The organism is Mesorhizobium sp. M0771, from assembly GCF_040320155.1.
In the GTDB taxonomy this organism is placed as follows: domain Bacteria; phylum Pseudomonadota; class Alphaproteobacteria; order Rhizobiales; family Rhizobiaceae; genus Mesorhizobium.
Window position 1 is genome coordinate 41,936 of record NZ_JAMYPC010000006.1, and the last position, 15,927, is coordinate 57,862.

General features: G+C 63.0%; 16 protein-coding genes. 10 read left to right on the plus strand and 6 right to left on the minus strand.

The features are described from left to right. Window positions 1-8 precede the first annotated feature (8 nt). Window positions 9-953 carry a carbohydrate kinase family protein gene (locus NKI05_RS11280; RefSeq protein ID WP_023709317.1) on the minus strand — a complete coding sequence of 315 codons (945 nt, stop codon included), beginning with the start codon at window positions 951-953 and terminating at the stop codon, window positions 9-11. Window positions 954-1,235: 282 nt separating this feature from the next. On the opposite strand from NKI05_RS11280, the gene recA reads away from it, so the two are divergent. Both recA and alaS read left to right on the plus strand, forming a co-directional pair. Further along, window positions 1,236-2,339 carry a recombinase RecA gene (gene recA / locus NKI05_RS11285; RefSeq protein ID WP_023669117.1) on the plus strand — a complete coding sequence of 368 codons (1,104 nt, stop codon included), beginning with the start codon at window positions 1,236-1,238 and terminating at the stop codon, window positions 2,337-2,339. 271 nt (window positions 2,340-2,610) lie between these two features. After that, window positions 2,611-5,277 carry an alanine--tRNA ligase gene (gene alaS, locus NKI05_RS11290; protein WP_352792372.1) on the plus strand — a complete coding sequence of 889 codons (2,667 nt, stop codon included), beginning with the start codon at window positions 2,611-2,613 and terminating at the stop codon, window positions 5,275-5,277. Window positions 5,278-5,393: 116 nt separating this feature from the next. Here the strand turns inward: alaS and NKI05_RS11295 are convergent, their stop codons facing one another. The 3 genes from NKI05_RS11295 to NKI05_RS11305 are packed head-to-tail and all read right to left on the minus strand — an operon-like array spanning window position 5,394 to window position 7,796. After that, window positions 5,394-5,945, minus strand: coding sequence for a demethoxyubiquinone hydroxylase family protein (locus NKI05_RS11295; RefSeq protein WP_023816524.1), 552 nt, complete (start codon window positions 5,943-5,945; stop codon window positions 5,394-5,396). 14 nt (window positions 5,946-5,959) lie between these two features. Further along, window positions 5,960-6,574 carry a glutathione S-transferase family protein gene (locus NKI05_RS11300; protein ID WP_352792373.1) on the minus strand — a complete coding sequence of 205 codons (615 nt, stop codon included), beginning with the start codon at window positions 6,572-6,574 and terminating at the stop codon, window positions 5,960-5,962. A 10-nt stretch (window positions 6,575-6,584) separates the two neighbouring features. After that, on the minus strand, window positions 6,585-7,796 hold the full coding sequence (locus NKI05_RS11305) for an NADP-dependent isocitrate dehydrogenase (protein ID WP_023669114.1): 1,212 nt from the start codon (window positions 7,794-7,796) through the stop codon (window positions 6,585-6,587). A gap of 217 nt (window positions 7,797-8,013) precedes the next feature. Between NKI05_RS11305 and NKI05_RS11310 the strand changes: the two genes are divergently transcribed. The 3 genes from NKI05_RS11310 (at window position 8,014) to murI (ending at window position 10,486) form a co-directional block, all read left to right on the plus strand. Continuing rightward, on the plus strand, window positions 8,014-8,862 hold the full coding sequence (locus NKI05_RS11310) for an RNA methyltransferase (protein ID WP_023684872.1): 849 nt from the start codon (window positions 8,014-8,016) through the stop codon (window positions 8,860-8,862). 81 nt (window positions 8,863-8,943) lie between these two features. After that, window positions 8,944-9,552, plus strand: coding sequence for a DUF805 domain-containing protein (locus tag NKI05_RS11315; RefSeq protein WP_023690201.1), 609 nt, complete (start codon window positions 8,944-8,946; stop codon window positions 9,550-9,552). Window positions 9,553-9,697: 145 nt separating this feature from the next. Beyond that, window positions 9,698-10,486, plus strand: coding sequence for a glutamate racemase (murI, locus tag NKI05_RS11320; RefSeq protein ID WP_023684874.1), 789 nt, complete (start codon window positions 9,698-9,700; stop codon window positions 10,484-10,486). 84 nt (window positions 10,487-10,570) lie between these two features. Here murI and NKI05_RS11325 read toward each other — a convergent pair whose 3' ends face one another. Then, a complete protein-coding gene (locus NKI05_RS11325; protein WP_023711500.1) occupies window positions 10,571-11,953 on the minus strand; it encodes an RNB domain-containing ribonuclease in 1,383 nt (460 codons plus the stop codon). A gap of 160 nt (window positions 11,954-12,113) precedes the next feature. Between NKI05_RS11325 and NKI05_RS11330 the strand changes: the two genes are divergently transcribed. Beyond that, complete coding sequence (locus NKI05_RS11330; RefSeq protein ID WP_023684876.1) at window positions 12,114-12,302, plus strand: DUF3008 family protein; 189 nt, start codon at window positions 12,114-12,116, stop codon at window positions 12,300-12,302. A gap of 83 nt (window positions 12,303-12,385) precedes the next feature. Here NKI05_RS11330 and NKI05_RS11335 read toward each other — a convergent pair whose 3' ends face one another. Next, window positions 12,386-12,586: a hypothetical protein gene (locus tag NKI05_RS11335; RefSeq protein WP_023690200.1), complete on the minus strand. Its 201-nt coding sequence runs from the start codon at window positions 12,584-12,586 to the stop codon at window positions 12,386-12,388. A 386-nt stretch (window positions 12,587-12,972) separates the two neighbouring features. Between NKI05_RS11335 and rpsD the strand changes: the two genes are divergently transcribed. The 4 genes from rpsD to NKI05_RS11355 all read left to right on the plus strand — a co-directional run bounded on the left by rpsD (window position 12,973) and on the right by NKI05_RS11355 (window position 15,898). Next, on the plus strand, window positions 12,973-13,590 hold the full coding sequence (gene rpsD / locus NKI05_RS11340) for a 30S ribosomal protein S4 (protein ID WP_023669107.1): 618 nt from the start codon (window positions 12,973-12,975) through the stop codon (window positions 13,588-13,590). 107 nt (window positions 13,591-13,697) lie between these two features. Continuing rightward, entirely contained in the window at window positions 13,698-14,585 is an 888-nt protein-coding gene (gene ttcA, locus NKI05_RS11345; protein WP_023690199.1) for a tRNA 2-thiocytidine(32) synthetase TtcA, read from the plus strand. After that, window positions 14,575-15,402, plus strand: coding sequence for an inositol monophosphatase family protein (locus tag NKI05_RS11350; protein WP_023816529.1), 828 nt, complete (start codon window positions 14,575-14,577; stop codon window positions 15,400-15,402). Before ttcA ends, NKI05_RS11350 begins: the two co-directional genes overlap by 11 nt. An 85-nt stretch (window positions 15,403-15,487) precedes the next feature. Then, window positions 15,488-15,898 (plus strand): UCP034077 family protein, encoded by a 411-nt coding sequence (locus NKI05_RS11355; protein WP_023669104.1) that lies wholly within the window; start codon window positions 15,488-15,490, stop codon window positions 15,896-15,898. Window positions 15,899-15,927: the final 29 nt, after the last annotated feature.

The window sequence follows — 15,927 nt, forward strand, 5'->3', positions numbered from 1 at the left end:
GGCCGCCCTCATGCCATTTCCTGCGCGTCGGGCACAAGAGCCAGTGCCTCGGTGAAGGTCGCAATCGTGAAGGCCGGAACCGCGTCGGCGCTTTCAATGGCCAGCGTGGCGGCGGCAACGCCCTCGCGCAATGCCTGGCGCAGGGGCAGGCCGCGCAGCAGGGCAGCGATGGTGGCGCCGGCCAGCGCGTCGCCGGCGCCGGTGACGTCGGCGACTTTTCTCGGCGCCGGCGGCAGGATAGAGAAGGCGCCGGCTTCGTCGAATCCCAGCACCGGGCCGTCGCCCGCCGTCACCACGCCACTGGTGAGGCCGCTGCAGCGCAGTCCGTCGACGGTCTCGCGCTCGGTGGCATTGGCATCGACGCCGGCCAGCACCATGGCCTCGCGCCGGTTCATGAAGACCTGCGCGAGTTCCTTCAGCACCGGTATCAGCCGCACCACCTTGGCCGGCGAAATGGCGATGGCGAACACCGGCTTGCCGGCGGCGAGCCCCACCAGCCGCTCCAGCGCCGTTGATGGCAGATTGGCGTCGCAGAGCACCGCATCGGCCTCGGCGACCACCTCGCGCACCTTGGAGCGGCGGATCTGCTTGGGGAACGCCAAATCGTAGAGCGCCATATCGGCAAAGCCGGTGATCAGCTCGCCGTCGCGATCGATCAGCGCCGTGTAGCTCGGCGTCGTGCGGTCGAGGAAAACCGCCGACAGGTCGGCAATGCCGGAGTCGGCGATGGCGCGCGCAACCGTCTCGGCCGAGGCATCGCCGCCGCGCACCGACAAAAGCGAGGCCGAGACGCCGCGCCGCACCAGGCTGCGCAGCGCGTTGAAGACGCCGCCGCCGACATCCTCGCGCATCGTGCCGGGGTTGGACGCCGCGGGCACGTACGTGCCCGACACCTGGCCGCGGCGATCGATATGGGCGCCGCCCACCGCCAGTATCTTTGCTGATTTCACCATGCCGGCGATATGACCTTTGTTATTCGAGCCGCACAAGCGCTACGCTGTGCGGCGGAGCTTCGCAGGCAAGCCGGCGATTCGGCCGATCGAAACAGCCGGCGCGTCTGGCCCAATGGTGGATACATCCGGAAACGAAACCATGAGACAAAAAAAGAACAAATCCGGATAAAGGTTGCTTTTCAGATATTTGACCCCTCTTGCCAAACGAGAACAAAAGTAGTACAAAATGGGCAGGGATTACGGATTGTCCGGCCTTCATTGACGACCAAGGGGTGATGTATCATGGCTCAGAATTCTTTGCGGCTTGTAGAGGACAAAGCGGTGGACAAATCAAAGGCTCTGGACGCGGCGCTGTCGCAAATCGAGCGCGCCTTCGGCAAGGGCTCGATCATGCGGCTTGGCGCCAACGAGCAGGTCGTCGAGATCGAAACCGTGCCGACCGGATCGCTTGGCCTCGACATCGCGCTTGGCGTCGGCGGCCTGCCGCGCGGCCGCATTGTCGAGATCTACGGGCCGGAAAGCTCGGGCAAGACGACGCTGGCGCTGCACACGGTGGCGGAAGCCCAGAAGAAGGGCGGCATCTGTGCCTTCGTCGATGCCGAGCACGCGCTCGACCCGGTCTATGCCCGCAAGCTCGGCGTCGATCTGGAAAACCTCTTGATCTCGCAGCCGGACACCGGCGAGCAGGCGCTGGAAATATGCGACACGCTGGTGCGTTCAGGCGCCATCGACGTGCTGGTCGTCGATTCGGTGGCGGCGCTGACGCCGCGCGCCGAAATCGAAGGCGAGATGGGCGATTCTCTGCCCGGTCTCCAGGCGCGTCTGATGAGCCAGGCGCTGCGCAAGCTGACCGCCTCGATCTCGCGCTCCAACACCATGGTCATCTTCATCAACCAGATCCGCATGAAGATCGGCGTCATGTTCGGTTCGCCCGAAACCACGACCGGCGGCAACGCGCTGAAATTCTACGCTTCGGTGCGCCTCGACATCCGCCGCATCGGCTCGGTCAAGGACCGCGACGAGGTCGTCGGCAACCAGACCCGCGTCAAGGTCGTCAAGAACAAGCTGGCGCCGCCCTTCAAGGTGGTCGAGTTCGACATCATGTATGGCGAGGGCGTGTCCAAGACCGGCGAACTGGTCGATCTCGGCGTCAAGGCCGGCGTGGTCGAGAAGTCGGGCGCCTGGTTCTCCTACAATTCGCAGCGTCTCGGCCAGGGTCGCGAAAACGCCAAACTGTTCCTGCGCGACAATCCCGACACGGCGCGCGAGATCGAACTGGCACTGCGGCAGAATGCCGGGCTGATTGCCGAGAAGTTTCTCGAAAATGGCGGCCCCGAGCGCGGCGAAAGCGACGACGGCTTCGAGGAAGAATCCGGCGCCATGTAGGGCACGGCCAGAGTTCGGCCATAAATCCAGTCTATTATCCGATGCTTAAGTAACCGAGTTCTTTAGTATTGCGTTTCAAACCGCTGGCCTTCGCGCCGGCGGTTTTCGTTTTTGGGCAGCGTGAAGCCGGCTTGGCAGTTGCCGGATTGGCCCAATTCCGTGTTTCTGGACAGGGTGGGGCGTGCCCGCTAAAAGGCCAAGTCGATCTTCTAAAAAGCAGAGACCAGTGTCCGCCGGCCGCGCCGGCGGTTTTCGCGAAAAGGCAGCAGTCATGAGTGGCGTGAACGAGATCCGGTCGACATTCCTCGACTATTTCCGCAAGGAGGGTCACGAGGTCGTGGCTTCGAGCCCGCTGGTGCCGCGCAACGACCCGACGCTGATGTTCACCAATGCCGGCATGGTGCAGTTCAAGAACGTCTTCACCGGCCTGGAGAAGCGGTCCTATTCGCGCGCCACGACCGCTCAGAAGAGCGTGCGCGCCGGCGGCAAGCACAACGACCTCGACAATGTCGGCTACACCGCGCGCCACCTGACTTTTTTCGAAATGCTCGGCAATTTCTCCTTCGGCGACTATTTCAAGGAGCGCGCCATCGAGCTGGCCTGGAACCTGATTACCAAGGAGTTCGGGCTGAACAAGGACAAGCTGCTGGTCACCGTCTATCACACCGATGACGAGGCGGCCGGCTTCTGGAAGAAGATCGCCGGTTTCTCCGATGACCGCATCATCCGCATCCCGACCTCCGACAATTTCTGGGCGATGGGCGACACCGGACCGTGCGGGCCATGCTCGGAAATCTTCATCGACCGTGGCGAGCACATCTGGGGCGGCCCTCCCGGCAGCCCGGAGGAGGACGGCGACCGCTTCCTTGAATTCTGGAACCTGGTGTTCATGCAATATGAGCAGGTCACCAAGGATGAGCGCATCGACCTGCCGCGGCCGTCGATCGACACCGGCATGGGCCTGGAGCGCATGGCGTCCATCCTGCAAGGGGTGGAGAGCGTCTTCGAGACCGACCTGTTCCGCCACCTGATCGATGCGGCGTCATCGGCGCTCGGGCAGGGCCCGGACAAGGAGACGGTCGCCTCCTTCCGCGTCATTGCCGACCATCTGCGCTCGTCCTCCTTCCTGGTTGCCGACGGCGTGCTGCCGTCGAACGAAGGCCGCGGCTATGTGCTGCGCCGCATCATGCGCCGCGCCATGCGCCATGCGCAGTTGCTCGGCGCCAAGGAGCCGTTGATGTGGAAACTGGTGCCGGCGCTGGTGCGCGAGATGGGCCAGGCCTATCCCGAACTGCTGCGCGGCGAACAGTTGATCACGGAAACGCTGAAGCTCGAGGAGACACGCTTCCGCAAGACGCTGGTGCGTGGCCTCGGCCTGCTCTCGGAGGCGACGGATACGCTGCACGCCGGTGACATGCTGGACGGCGAGACGGCGTTCAAGCTCTATGACACGTACGGCTTCCCGCTCGATCTGACGCAGGACGCACTGCGCCAGCGCAACATCTCGGTCGACCTTGCCGGCTTCACCCATGCGATGGAGCAGCAGAAGGCCGAAGCGCGCAAGCATTGGGCTGGCTCCGGCGACGCGGCCACCGAGACCATCTGGTTTTCTGTACGCGAGAAGGCCGGCGCCACCGAATTCCTCGGCTACGAGACCGAACAGGCGGAAGGCCTCATCCAGGCGCTGGTCAAGGACGGCAAGACCGTCGATAGCGCCGGCAAGGGCGACGTGGTGGCGGTGGTCGTCAACCAGACGCCGTTCTATGGCGAGTCGGGCGGCCAGATGGGCGACACCGGCATCATCTCCGGCGAAGGTTTCTCGATCGAGGTTTCCGACACGCAGAAAAAGGCCGACGGCCTGTTCGTGCATCTGGGCAAGGTGACGAACGGCACGGTCAAGCCAGGTGCAGCCGTCGAGCTGAAGGTTGACCATGCGCGCCGCACCCGGCTGCGTGCCAACCATTCGGCAACGCATCTGATCCATGAGGCGCTGCGCGAGGTGCTGGGCACCCATGTCGCGCAGAAAGGTTCGCTGGTCGCGCCCGAGCGCCTGCGCTTCGACATCTCGCACAACAAGCCGATCTCGGCCGAAGATCTCGAAGAGGTCGAGCGCATGGCCAACGAAATCGTCGTCCAGAACAGCCCGGTGACGACGCGCCTGATGTCGGTCGATGACGCCATTGCCGAGGGCGCCATGGCGCTGTTCGGCGAGAAATATGGTGACGAGGTGCGTGTCGTCTCGATGGGCACCGGCGTGCATGGCGCCAAGGCCAATAGACCCTATTCCGTCGAACTTTGTGGCGGCACCCATGTCCGGGCGACCGGCGATATCGGCCTGGTCCGTGTCGTCTCCGACAGCGCGGTCGCCGCCGGCGTGCGGCGCATCGAGGCGCTGACCGGCGAAGCCGCGCGCAAACATCTCGATGAGCAGGACAGGCGCCTGAAGGCAACTGCGGCCGTGCTGAAGATCTCGCCGGCCGACGTGCCGGCGCGTGTCGAGACGCTGCTCGAGGAGCGCAAGAAGCTCGAGAAGGAGCTGAGCGAAGCGCGCAAGAAACTCGCGCTGGGCGGTGGTGCCGCGGCCGATGCTCCGGCCACCACCGAAACCGTCGCCGGTATCGGCTTCCTCGGCAAAGCGGTTTCCGGCGTGTCGCCGAAGGATTTGAAGCCGCTGGCCGATGCCGGCAAGACTTCGCTCGGCTCAGGCGTCGTCGTCTTCGTCGGTGCGGGCGAAGACAACAAGGCAAGCGTCGTGGTCGCAGTGACGGACGATCTCGTCGGCCGCTTCAGCGCTGTCGATCTTGTGCGCGTTGCCTCGGCCGCATTGGGCGGGCAGGGCGGTGGCGGACGGCCCGACATGGCGCAAGCCGGCGGCCCGGACGCCTCGAAGGCCAATGATGCGATCGCCGCGGTGAGGGCGGCGCTGGAGGCAGCCTGAAAGCCACCCTATGTCGTATCTGGTTCGTGTGCGGCTTTCCGGCCTTCGCCGCCGTGCTTGCCATTCTGTGGCTGATAGTGGCAAGCCTGCAATCAGCTCTTAGACGGTCCGTCTAGCTAGTTCTTTTTCGCCGCTTTCAGGGCGCGCGTCATTCTGCTGGAATCGCCCCAGGTGGACAGCCAGATCAGCACGTCCGTGGCGATCGAAATCAGCGACCGTAAAAAGTTCAGCGCCGGGCCGGGCGATTTCAGCTGCTCTTCGGCGTGGTGGAGATGGGCGAGCTCTTCCTCGCGGATCGCCAGGATGATGCCGTGCAAGTCGTGGTCGCGATTGGCGAGGAAAAACAGCTGATCGTCCAGATGGCGATGCACCGCCGCTTCAACCGCCGCCGTGCAGGCCCAGATGCCTTGCACCCAGCCACCCCAGCTCCAGAACTGCATTACCCGGCACGGTCGCGACCGCCGCGCCGGCATGGCGGCGCGGAACGCAGCCCAATGCGTGCGCTCGTGCCCAAGCATCTCCGACAAGGATGGCACGCAATCCGGCCATAAGCGCCTGGCGACAAGAATCTGCGCCGAATAGATCCTGATCGCACCGAACTCACCGGCGTGGTTGACCCTGACAATTCTGGCGACGGTGAGCGCGTCCTGGCGAGATGGGTCAGCCATGGCCCGAACCCATATCAGCCCGCCACCAGGCTCGGACGTTTTGCGATGCCCTCCCACCAGGCCTGGATGTCGGCGAACGCCGCAAGCAGCTTTTGCCCGTCGGCGACCTTGACGAAATAGGCGATGATGGATGCCGCATGCAGGTCGGCCAGCGTCAGATGGTCCCCGAGCAGCCACGGCCCGGGAGGCTTGAGTGCGGTGAGCACCCGCAGCACCGTTTCCGCCTGGCGCAGCCCGTTGGCGACCAGTGCCTCGTCTGGCGCTTCCTTCTCAAGCCGCTCGACGGCGACGTCCCAGACCATCGATCTGTAGGCATAGGCGTCGAGCATGCCGATGATCTGGTTCATCGTTGCGCGGGTGCGGGCGTCTTTTGGCTGCAGTGCCGGGCCGTCGAACGCCTCGTCGACATAGCGGGCGATTGCGCTGGTTTCGAACAGGCGAAACCCGTCATGCTCGAAGGCCGGAATGCGGCCGAAAGGGTGATGCTCGAAGTACCAGGCGGGAGTGCCCTCGGCGGCAAAGACATCGACCGGCACAAGGTCGTAGTCGATGCCTTTTTCCGCCAGCACGAGGCGGACGATGCGCACATAGACGCTGTAGTCCGCCCCGTAGACGATCGGCTTGGCCATGGCTGCCGGCTTACGCCATCGCCTTCTGCAAATTCTCGTCGATCTTGTCGAGGAAGCCGGTGGTCGACAGCCATGGTTGGTCGGGACCGATCAAGAGCGACAGGTCCTTGGTCATGAAGCCGCTCTCAACCGTCTGGATGCAGACCTTCTCCAGCGTGTCGGCAAATCGCTTCAACTCGGCATTGTCGTCGAGCTTGGCGCGGTGGGCGAGGCCGCGCGTCCAGGCGAAGATCGAGGCGATCGAATTGGTCGAGGTTTCCTCGCCCTTCTGGTGCTGGCGATAGTGGCGCGTCACGGTGCCGTGCGCGGCCTCCGCTTCCACCGTCTTGCCGTCCGGCGTCATCAGCACGGAGGTCATCAGGCCAAGCGAGCCAAAACCTTGCGCCACCGTGTCGGACTGGACGTCGCCGTCATAATTCTTGCAGGCCCAGACGTAGCCGCCAGACCATTTCAGGGCGGAGGCCACCATGTCGTCGATCAGCCGGTGCTCGTACCACAGCTTCTTCGCCTTGAACTCGGCCTCGAATTCAGCCTCGTAGACCTCCTGGAAAATGTCCTTGAAGCGGCCATCATAGGCTTTGAGGATGGTGTTCTTGGTCGAGAGATAAACCGGATAATTGCGCAGCAGGCCGTAATTCAGCGAGGCGCGGGCGAATTCGCGGATGGAGTCGTCGAGATTGTACATCGCCATGGCAACACCGGCGCCGGGTGCGTCGTACACGTCGTGCTCGATCACCTTGCCGTCCTCGCCGACGAACTTGATGGTCAGCTTGCCCTTGCCGGGGAAGCGGAAGTCGGTGGCGCGATACTGGTCGCCGAAGGCATGACGGCCGACGATGATCGGCTTGGTCCATCCCGGCACGAGACGCGGCACGTTCTTCATGATGATCGGTTCGCGGAAAATGGTACCGCCGAGAATGTTACGGATGGTGCCGTTGGGCGACTTCCACATCTTCTTCAGCTTGAATTCCTCGACGCGCTGCTCGTCGGGCGTGATCGTCGCGCATTTCACACCGACGCCCCATTTCTTGATGGCATTGGCCGAATCGATGGTCACCTGGTCGTTGGTGGCGTCGCGGTGCTCGACGCCGAGGTCGTAATATTCGAGCTTCAGGTCGAGATAAGGGTGAATCAGCTTGTCCTTGATGAACTGCCAGATGATGCGGGTCATCTCGTCGCCGTCGAGCTCGACGACCGGGTTCGCCACCTTGATCTTCGCCATGAAAAGAATGCCTCGCTTTTGGGGAACTAAACGGCCTTGCCCGCATGGCTTCGGCCGGGGATGCGGAGCGTATATCAAAGCCTATTTGGCCGCGCAAACGCCGATCCGTGCAGAATGGGTCGTCTGTGCCGCGACCGGTGTTTTGCAAAAGCTTCATTTTGCCGAGCGGATGTGGCAGGGAACGCTGAAATGCCGCAAACAGCAGTTCATTGAGATCATGTCCGCCGTCGATCATCCTGAAATCGCATCCGCCGCCGGGCCGGCGATCATCCTGGTCGAGCCGCAGCTCGGCGAGAATATCGGCATGGTTGCGCGCGCCATGGCCAATTTCGGCCTTGCCGAACTGAGACTGGTCAACCCGCGTGACGGCTGGCCGAGCGAGAAGGCGCGCGCCGCCGCCAGCCGCGCCGACCATGTCATCGATGCCGTAACAGTGTTCGGCGACCTGGCGTCCGCCGTCGCCGACCTCAACTTCGTCTTCGCCACCACGGCGCGGGAGCGCGACGGCTTCAAACCCGTGCGTGGTCCGGTCGAAGCGGGCAGGGCGCTGAGGGCGCGTCAGATGGCCGGCCTGCGCACCGGCATCTTGTTCGGCCGCGAGCGTTTTGGGCTCTACAATGACGAGGTCGGGCTGGCCGACGAGATCGTCACCTTCCCGGTGGATCCCGGCTTTTCGTCGCTCAACATCGCCCAGGCCGTGCTGTTGATGTCCTATGAATGGATGAAGTCGGGCCTGGAAGACGAGACGGCGACCAATTTCTCCAGCCCTGAAATGAAGCCGGCAAGCAAGGAAGAGTTGCACGGGCTGTTTGCCTATCTCGAAGGCGCGCTCGAAGCGCGCGGCTATTTCCGCCCGGCGCCCAAGAAACCCAAGATGGTCGACAATCTGCGCGCCGTCTTGACGCGCGCCGGTTTCGCCGAGCCGGAACTGAAAGTGCTGCGTGGCATCATCTCGTCGCTCGACCGGTTTTCGCCGGCCATGCCGCGCGGTGACGGCTCGCCGGGAGACGATCCAAGGCGTTTGCCGGCCGCTGCGCGAAAACGCCAGGCAGACAAAGAAGATTAGAAATCGCTAAGCTTCGAACGGCTGAAGTAACCGAATTTTATTTGCCTCTCGTCCATTGTTGTCAAAACGGTGGGGTGGCAAATGTTCACGTCCAAAATCGGCCGTATGCGCTTCTTCTTCTATTCGCTCGGCGTAGCCCTGCTCGAGGCCGTTCTTGCTGTGCTGTGCATCGTTGGCACGATCGGCTTTGAGGGGCTGGTCAACTCGGCGCCCGGTCCATCGCGGCAAGGCATGGCAGGCGCGGTTCTGGTCGTTTCCCTCCTGGCCGTGGTCATGCGTGCCAACATCGCCTGGCGACGCAGCCGCGACGCCAACGGCAAAGCCTGGATCCTGTGGTCCTACATCGTGTTCTGCGCCATCTACGCCTTTCTGCAGGCAGGCACGCTGCTGGTCATCGATTTCAAGAACCCGGAAAGCACGTCCAGCGGTTTGAACCTGCTGGCGCTGTCGATCTTTGGCCTTTGGTGCACGATCCTGGTGGCTAAGCCGGTGGCGGGCATCAATATCGACGAACTGACATCGGTTTTCGATTTCGATGGCGATACGCCCATGCCTGCGGGATCCGGTCGGATGGCCAGCAGCACGGCACAGTCTTCCATGCGCAACGCCACACCGGCCACGCGCTCGGTGCCGTCCGCCCAGCCTATGGGCCGCCCGAGGCCCGCCGGCTTCGGCAAGCGCGGGCTCTAGACCGAGGCAAGGTCGTCTTCGCCGGCTTTGCATAGAACTTGCTGACATTCGCCACTTCAAGACCATGATGGTTGCAGATAGAAGAACGGCATTGGCCAATGACCGCCAAGCCTTCTGATCCAGCCTCTTTCATGGTCCGATATCAATGAGCCACCGTCCGATCCTGATGTTCGATTCCGGCGTTGGCGGATTGACCGTGCTGCGCGAAGCGCGCGTGCTGATGCCCGACCGGCGCTTCGTCTACGTCGCCGATGACAAGGCCTTTCCCTACGGCGCGTGGGAAGAGCCGGCGCTGCAGGCCCATATAGTCGAGCTCTTCGCCAAGCTGCTCGACCGTTTTGATCCGGAAATTTCGGTCGTCGCCTGCAATACCGCTTCGACGCTGGTGATCGATGCCTTGCGGGAAAAATTCCCTGGCCATCCCTTTGTCGGCACGGTGCCGGCAATCAAGCCGGCTGCCGAGCGCACCCGGTCCGGGCTGGTCTCGGTGCTGGCGACGCCGGGCACGGTGAAGCGCCAGTACACGCGCGACCTGATCGGCAAATGGGCGCAGAAATGCCATGTCCGGCTGGTCGGCAGCAACAATCTCGCCGGACTGGCCGAGGCCTACATGCGCGAGGGCTTTGTCGACGAGGAGGCCGTGCGTGCCGAGATCGCACCGTGTTTTGTCCAGCATGACGATTTGCGCACGGACATCGTCGTGCTCGCCTGCACGCACTATCCGTTCCTGGCCAATCGCATGCGCAAGACCGCGCCCTGGCCGGTCGACTGGATCGACCCGGCCGAGGCGATTGCGCGGCGCGCTCTGTCGCTGCTTCCGGCTGTCGACGGGCCATTGCCGCAAAGCGAGCCCGACATCGCCGTCTTTACCTCGGGAAAGGCGGACTTCGCCATCAGCCGGCTGATGCAGGGTTTTGGATTGAGCGCACGCTAATGCATGTCGCCCAAAAGTGCGCAGCGGTTTTGGGACAAGGACATGCATAAAAACAAAAAAACTAAAGCGCGTCGCCGACGCGCTTTAGACAGGTTCGAAGACAATGACGCGCCGATCCGGATCGGCCGAAACAAGCCTTAGCGTCAGGCCATCGCCCTGCCTGAACCCTGAGGCCTTCACATTCGCAACGACAGGCATGTCCGAGAGCTGAACGCGCGCACGCTGATCACCGACGTCGGTGACGACGGCCTTGAATGTTTCACCCACACGCCCCCTCAGCATCACCGCCTCGGCAAGGTCGATGGCCGCGTGGTTGATCTGCGAGGCGCGGGCGCCTGCGCGGCCCATCACCTTCGGCAGTCTGGAAAACGCCTCGTTAACGACTTGCGGCACCGGCTGGCCGTTGACGATGGCCAGCACGCATCGCACGACATAGCGATCGGCCAGCCGCCTCAGGGGTGCGGTGGCGTGGGCATAGGTCGCGGCCATCGCCTCGTGCCAGGGGACAACGCCTTCCTCATAGGGCTGGTAGGACGCACCGGAGCCGGCGCGGCGGATTTCCAGCATCAGCGCTGCCTGTTGCATGTTGGCAGGATCGAGGGTTCGCTGATAGTCGGGCAGGCTGGTCGAAGGAGGCCAGGACAGGCCTAAGGCCCGTGCCGCGCTGCGCAGTCTTTGCACTTTGGAAGCATCGGGCGGCGCCATCACCCGGAACAAGCCGGTCCGGTGTGCCAGCATGGCGTCGGCAATCGCCATGTTGGCGGCCAGCGAAAGTGCTGCGTTGTCTTGCTCGGATTGCAGCAGCGGTCTGAACGCAAGCTGGAACGTGCCATCGGCAAGCTGTTCCACCTCCTGCTCGGGCGGGTCGACGCGCGAAGCGCCGCGACGGTCTTCGGCCGCCGCCATGCGCCGCGCGATTTCGGCGAAGCCGACTGGGACGTCGGCGGCCTGCACGCTGTCATAGGCGAGCTTGGCGCGGCTTTGAATGATTGCCCGCTCCGCGCCATCCAGCCTTACCGCTCCGTCGTCGACGATCCGGACCGTGAAGATGACAGCCGGACGCGGACCGCTGGGCAGCAAGCTCGCGGCGCCCTCGGCAAGCACCCGGGGATAGAGCCCGGCCTTGCCGTCCGGCAAATACAGGGTTTCGCCTCGCGCCCAGGCTTCGCGATCCACCGCGTCGCCGTCCGCGACGAACCAGGCTACGTCGGCAATCGCATAGTGCAACAGAAGGTCGCTACCGCTCGCTTCGATCGAAAACGCTTGGTCAAGATCGGTGGAAGCCGCGGGATCGAGCGTCACGAAGGGCATCGCCGTGCGGTCGGCATGCTGGTCGGGCACGCGCCTGGCCGCCGTCTGTGCCATGGCCATTACATCAGGGGGAAATCCCTCCGGCACATGGAACTCGGTGCGGATTTTCGCGAGGCCGGTAGCGAGTGCCTGCGAGGGATCGTTCAACGATTTCATGGCGCCGTCCTACACCGGCGTTGCGGGCACGGGAAGGTGGTTTTGCCGGCAGTTGGCCGACCATGGGCAGACATGAGCGCGGAACGGAAGTTGACCGCCAGCGCTGGAACCGTCGCCGGAGCGCAACGTTTCTTCCTCTGTCAGCAAAGGAGGTGCCGATATGCCTGCAACCTCAAAAGCACAGCAAAAGGCCGCTGGCGCAGCCCTGTCGGCCAAGCGCGGCGAGACCAGGAAGAGCGAACTTCAAGGCGCGTCGAAGTCGATGTACAATTCGATGAGCGAAAAACAGCTCGAGGAATTCGCAGAGACCAAGCGCAAAGGCCTGCCGGAGAAGAAATCGGCAGACTGAAACCTTGAACCGAGTCGATAAACAAAGCCCGTGGCCGAAACCACGGGCTTCTTCGGTTCAGGCCAAGCCCGAAACCCCTGACGTCACCAGCAGCGCTTCACCTTGTAGCGGATGACCTTCTTGTGGCCATGCCGCCAGATGACCTTCTTCTTCACCACGACATGGCAGGTCTGACGATGCTTGTGGCCCTGCCAATGCTTGGCCATCGCTGGCTCGGGCACGGCGATCGACATCGTCCCGGCCAGGACGGCCGCACCGACCAACGAGAGGAAAAACTTCTTCATGCGACTTCGGGCTCCTTTGGCTCCAGTCCCTTCCTAAATGCCGTCGGCGCAACAACCTCCCGCCGCATCCGGCACGGCACTCAACGCCAAAGACGTGATATGGTTGCCGGGCCCAGCGCCAGCGACGCGCTTGACTCTGCTCAAATCTCCGTTTAACGAGCGCACCAACACCGGGCCGCAATGCCCGGTTGTTTCTTTTGCATGGCAAGCCCGGGAAAGCAGGTTTATCGTTTCCTGGGTTTTGTCTAGACTGACGTGTCCCGTGGGTTTTCCGCCGCGTTGCGTGGGAAAACCCTGTCAGGCCTCGAAAACGGAGGCCAGAGGAGGGCGCGTTTCCTTCACCCGGACCATGAGGCTCCGGGTGGTTTGTTTTGAAAGGGAATGCGATGAGCAAGCGCGAATCCGCGAAGTACAAGATCGACCGCCGTCTCGGCGAAAACATCTGGGGCCGCCCGAAGTCCCCGGTCAACAAGCGTGAATACGGCCCCGGCCAGCACGGCCAGCGCCGCAAGGGCAAGCTTTCCGATTTCGGCCTGCAGCTGCGCGCCAAGCAGAAGCTGAAGGGTCACTATGGTGATGTCTCCGAAAAGCAGTTCCGCAAAGTCTATGAAGAGGCTGATCGCCGCAAGGGCGACACCTCCGAGAACCTGATCGGCCTGCTCGAGTCGCGTCTCGACGCGGTCGTCTACCGCTCCAAGTTCGTGCCCACCATTTTCGCGGCTCGCCAGTTCGTCAACCACGGCCACGTCAACGTCAACGGCAAGCGCGTCAACATCGGCTCGTACCGTTGCAAGCCGGGCGACGTCGTCGAAGTGCGCGAAAAGTCGAAGCAGCTGGTCATCGTGCTGGAAGCGGTCGGCCTCGCCGAGCGCGACGTGCCGGACTATATCGAAGTCGATCACAACAAGATGGTCGCGACCTTCTCGCGCATCCCCGGCCTGGCCGACGTACCGTTCGCCGTGCAGATGGAGCCGAACCTGGTCGTCGAATTCTATTCGCGCTGATCGATCGCTTTTCTGCGATACCGGAAAGGGCCGCCCGTCGAGGCGGCCTTTTCTTTGTCGGCCATGTCCGCTAATCCGGCACTCTCGGCTATGGAAAGCGACAAGCCATGAACATGCTGGCAGACATCGAAACAGTTGAACCGATTGCTGAAGGCGGCTTCCATCCGCTGTTTGCCGACGTGCCGTCTTCCGTCGAGTTCAACAAACTGCGCAAGCGGCTGTTGCGGTTGACCCGTCAGGCGGTCGATGATTTCGCCATGGCGAGGCCCGGCGACCGCTGGCTGGTGGCCTTGTCCGGCGGCAAGGATTCCTACGGGCTGCTGGCCGTGCTGCTCGATCTCAAATGGCGCGGGCTGCTGCCGGTCGAGCTGCTGGCCTGCAATCTCGACCAGGGCCAGCCGAATTTCCCGAAGCACATTTTGCCCGATTACCTCGATGCGCATCGCATTCCCCATCGCATCGAGTATCAGGACACCTATTCGGTGGTCACCGACAAGCTGCCTCAGGGCAGCACCTATTGTTCGCTGTGCTCGCGGCTGCGGCGCGGCCATCTCTATCGCATCGCGCGCGAGGAGGGCTGTTCGGCGCTGGTGCTCGGCCACCACCGCGAGGACATTCTCGAAACCTTCTTCATGAATCTAATCCATGGCGGCCGCCTTGCCGCCATGCCGCCAAAGCTGCTCAATGACGACGGCGACGTCATGGTGCTGCGGCCGCTGAGCTACTGCGCCGAGGTCGATCTGGAAAAATTCGCGGCCGCTATGAAATTCCCGATCATTCCCTGCGATCTCTGCGGCAGCCAGGAAGGCCTGCAGCGCAACGCCATGAAGGCGATGCTGGACGACATGGAAAAGCGCATGCCGGGCCGCAAGGACACGATGCTGCGCGCGCTGTCCAACACCAGGCCGTCGCATCTGCTTGACAGAAAGCTGTTCGACTTTGCCGCCCTCAATGGCAGCCTCAGCACAGGACAAGACGTTTCCGATGATATTTGACGACCAAGCGATCGACTGGCTGGCCGAGCTTCTCGCCGATGCAGCCAGGGCCGAAATCATGCCGCGCTTCCGCCGGCTGGGCGAGGGTGACATCAGGCAGAAAACCTCGGCCGCCGACCTGGTGACCGAGGCCGACATCAACGCTGAGCGGCTGATCACGGCCAGGCTGCGCGAGCGCTATCCCACGGCGATGATCGTCGGCGAGGAAGCCTGTTCCGACAGTCCGGCGCTGCTTCAGGGGCTCGGCGATGCCGACCTCGCCTTCGTCGTCGACCCGGTCGACGGCACCTTCAACTTCGCCTCCGGCGTGCCGCTCTTCGGCGTCATGCTGAGCGTCGTCGTCAAGGGCGAAACCGTCGCCGGTATCATCCATGACCCCGTAGGCCGGGACTGGCTGATCGGCGCCAAGTGCGCCGGCAGCCATATCCGCCATGCGCATGGCGCGCTGGAGACGGTGCATGTCGCCGATGCCGTGCCGATCTCGCAGATGACCGGCTCCGTCTCCTGGCAATATCTGGCGGAACCGCAACGCTCGCTCCTGGCGCGCAACCAGACCAAGACCCTGTCGCAGTTCGGCTATCGCTGCGCGGCACATGAATACCGTCTTCTGGCCAGCGGCCATGCCCATTTCGTCGTCTACAACAAACTGATGCCGTGGGACCATCTGGTCGGTGTGCTGATCCACGCCGAGGCCGGCGGCTACACCGCGCGGATCGACGGCAGCGCCTATCTGCCCTCGCATATCGACGGCGGCATTCTTGTCGCCCCGGACAAGGAAAGCTGGCAGGAGTTGCGCAGGGAACTCTGGGCGCAATAATCGGTCCAACTGCTGGTAGAGGCTTTCGTCAAGTATATTGGCTCTGTTATAGTGTCCAATCTCTCGCGAAGTCGGAAGCTGCGAAATGAAACATCGGTCCGCAATTGTTGCAACGGCGCTTGCACTTGCCTTGGCCGCCGCTGGCGCCACTGAGGCAAGATCGCAGGAACGCGCGTGCGGCAGTCGCGATCCCGTCGATACCATAGACGAGATGTTTTCCGCGATCTTTGCCTGTTGGCAGCCGCCGCCTGGAAGTGCTGGCATGACCCTGACGCTGAGTTTCTCAATTCGCAAAAACGGCACGCTGATGGGCAAACCGCGCGCCACTTTCTCCCATATGGGAGATGATGCCTCGCTCAACCGGGTCTTTGTGTCATCCGTGCTCGAAGCTCTCGACAAGGCTCTGCCGATGCCTCTTTCGGACAGCATGGGTGGCGCCATCGCAGGGCGCCCGCTGTTCCCTCGTTTCACGGCAGTGATTGGCGGCGCATCCTGAAACGCGTCGCTTGAAGGTGGCTGCGGTCT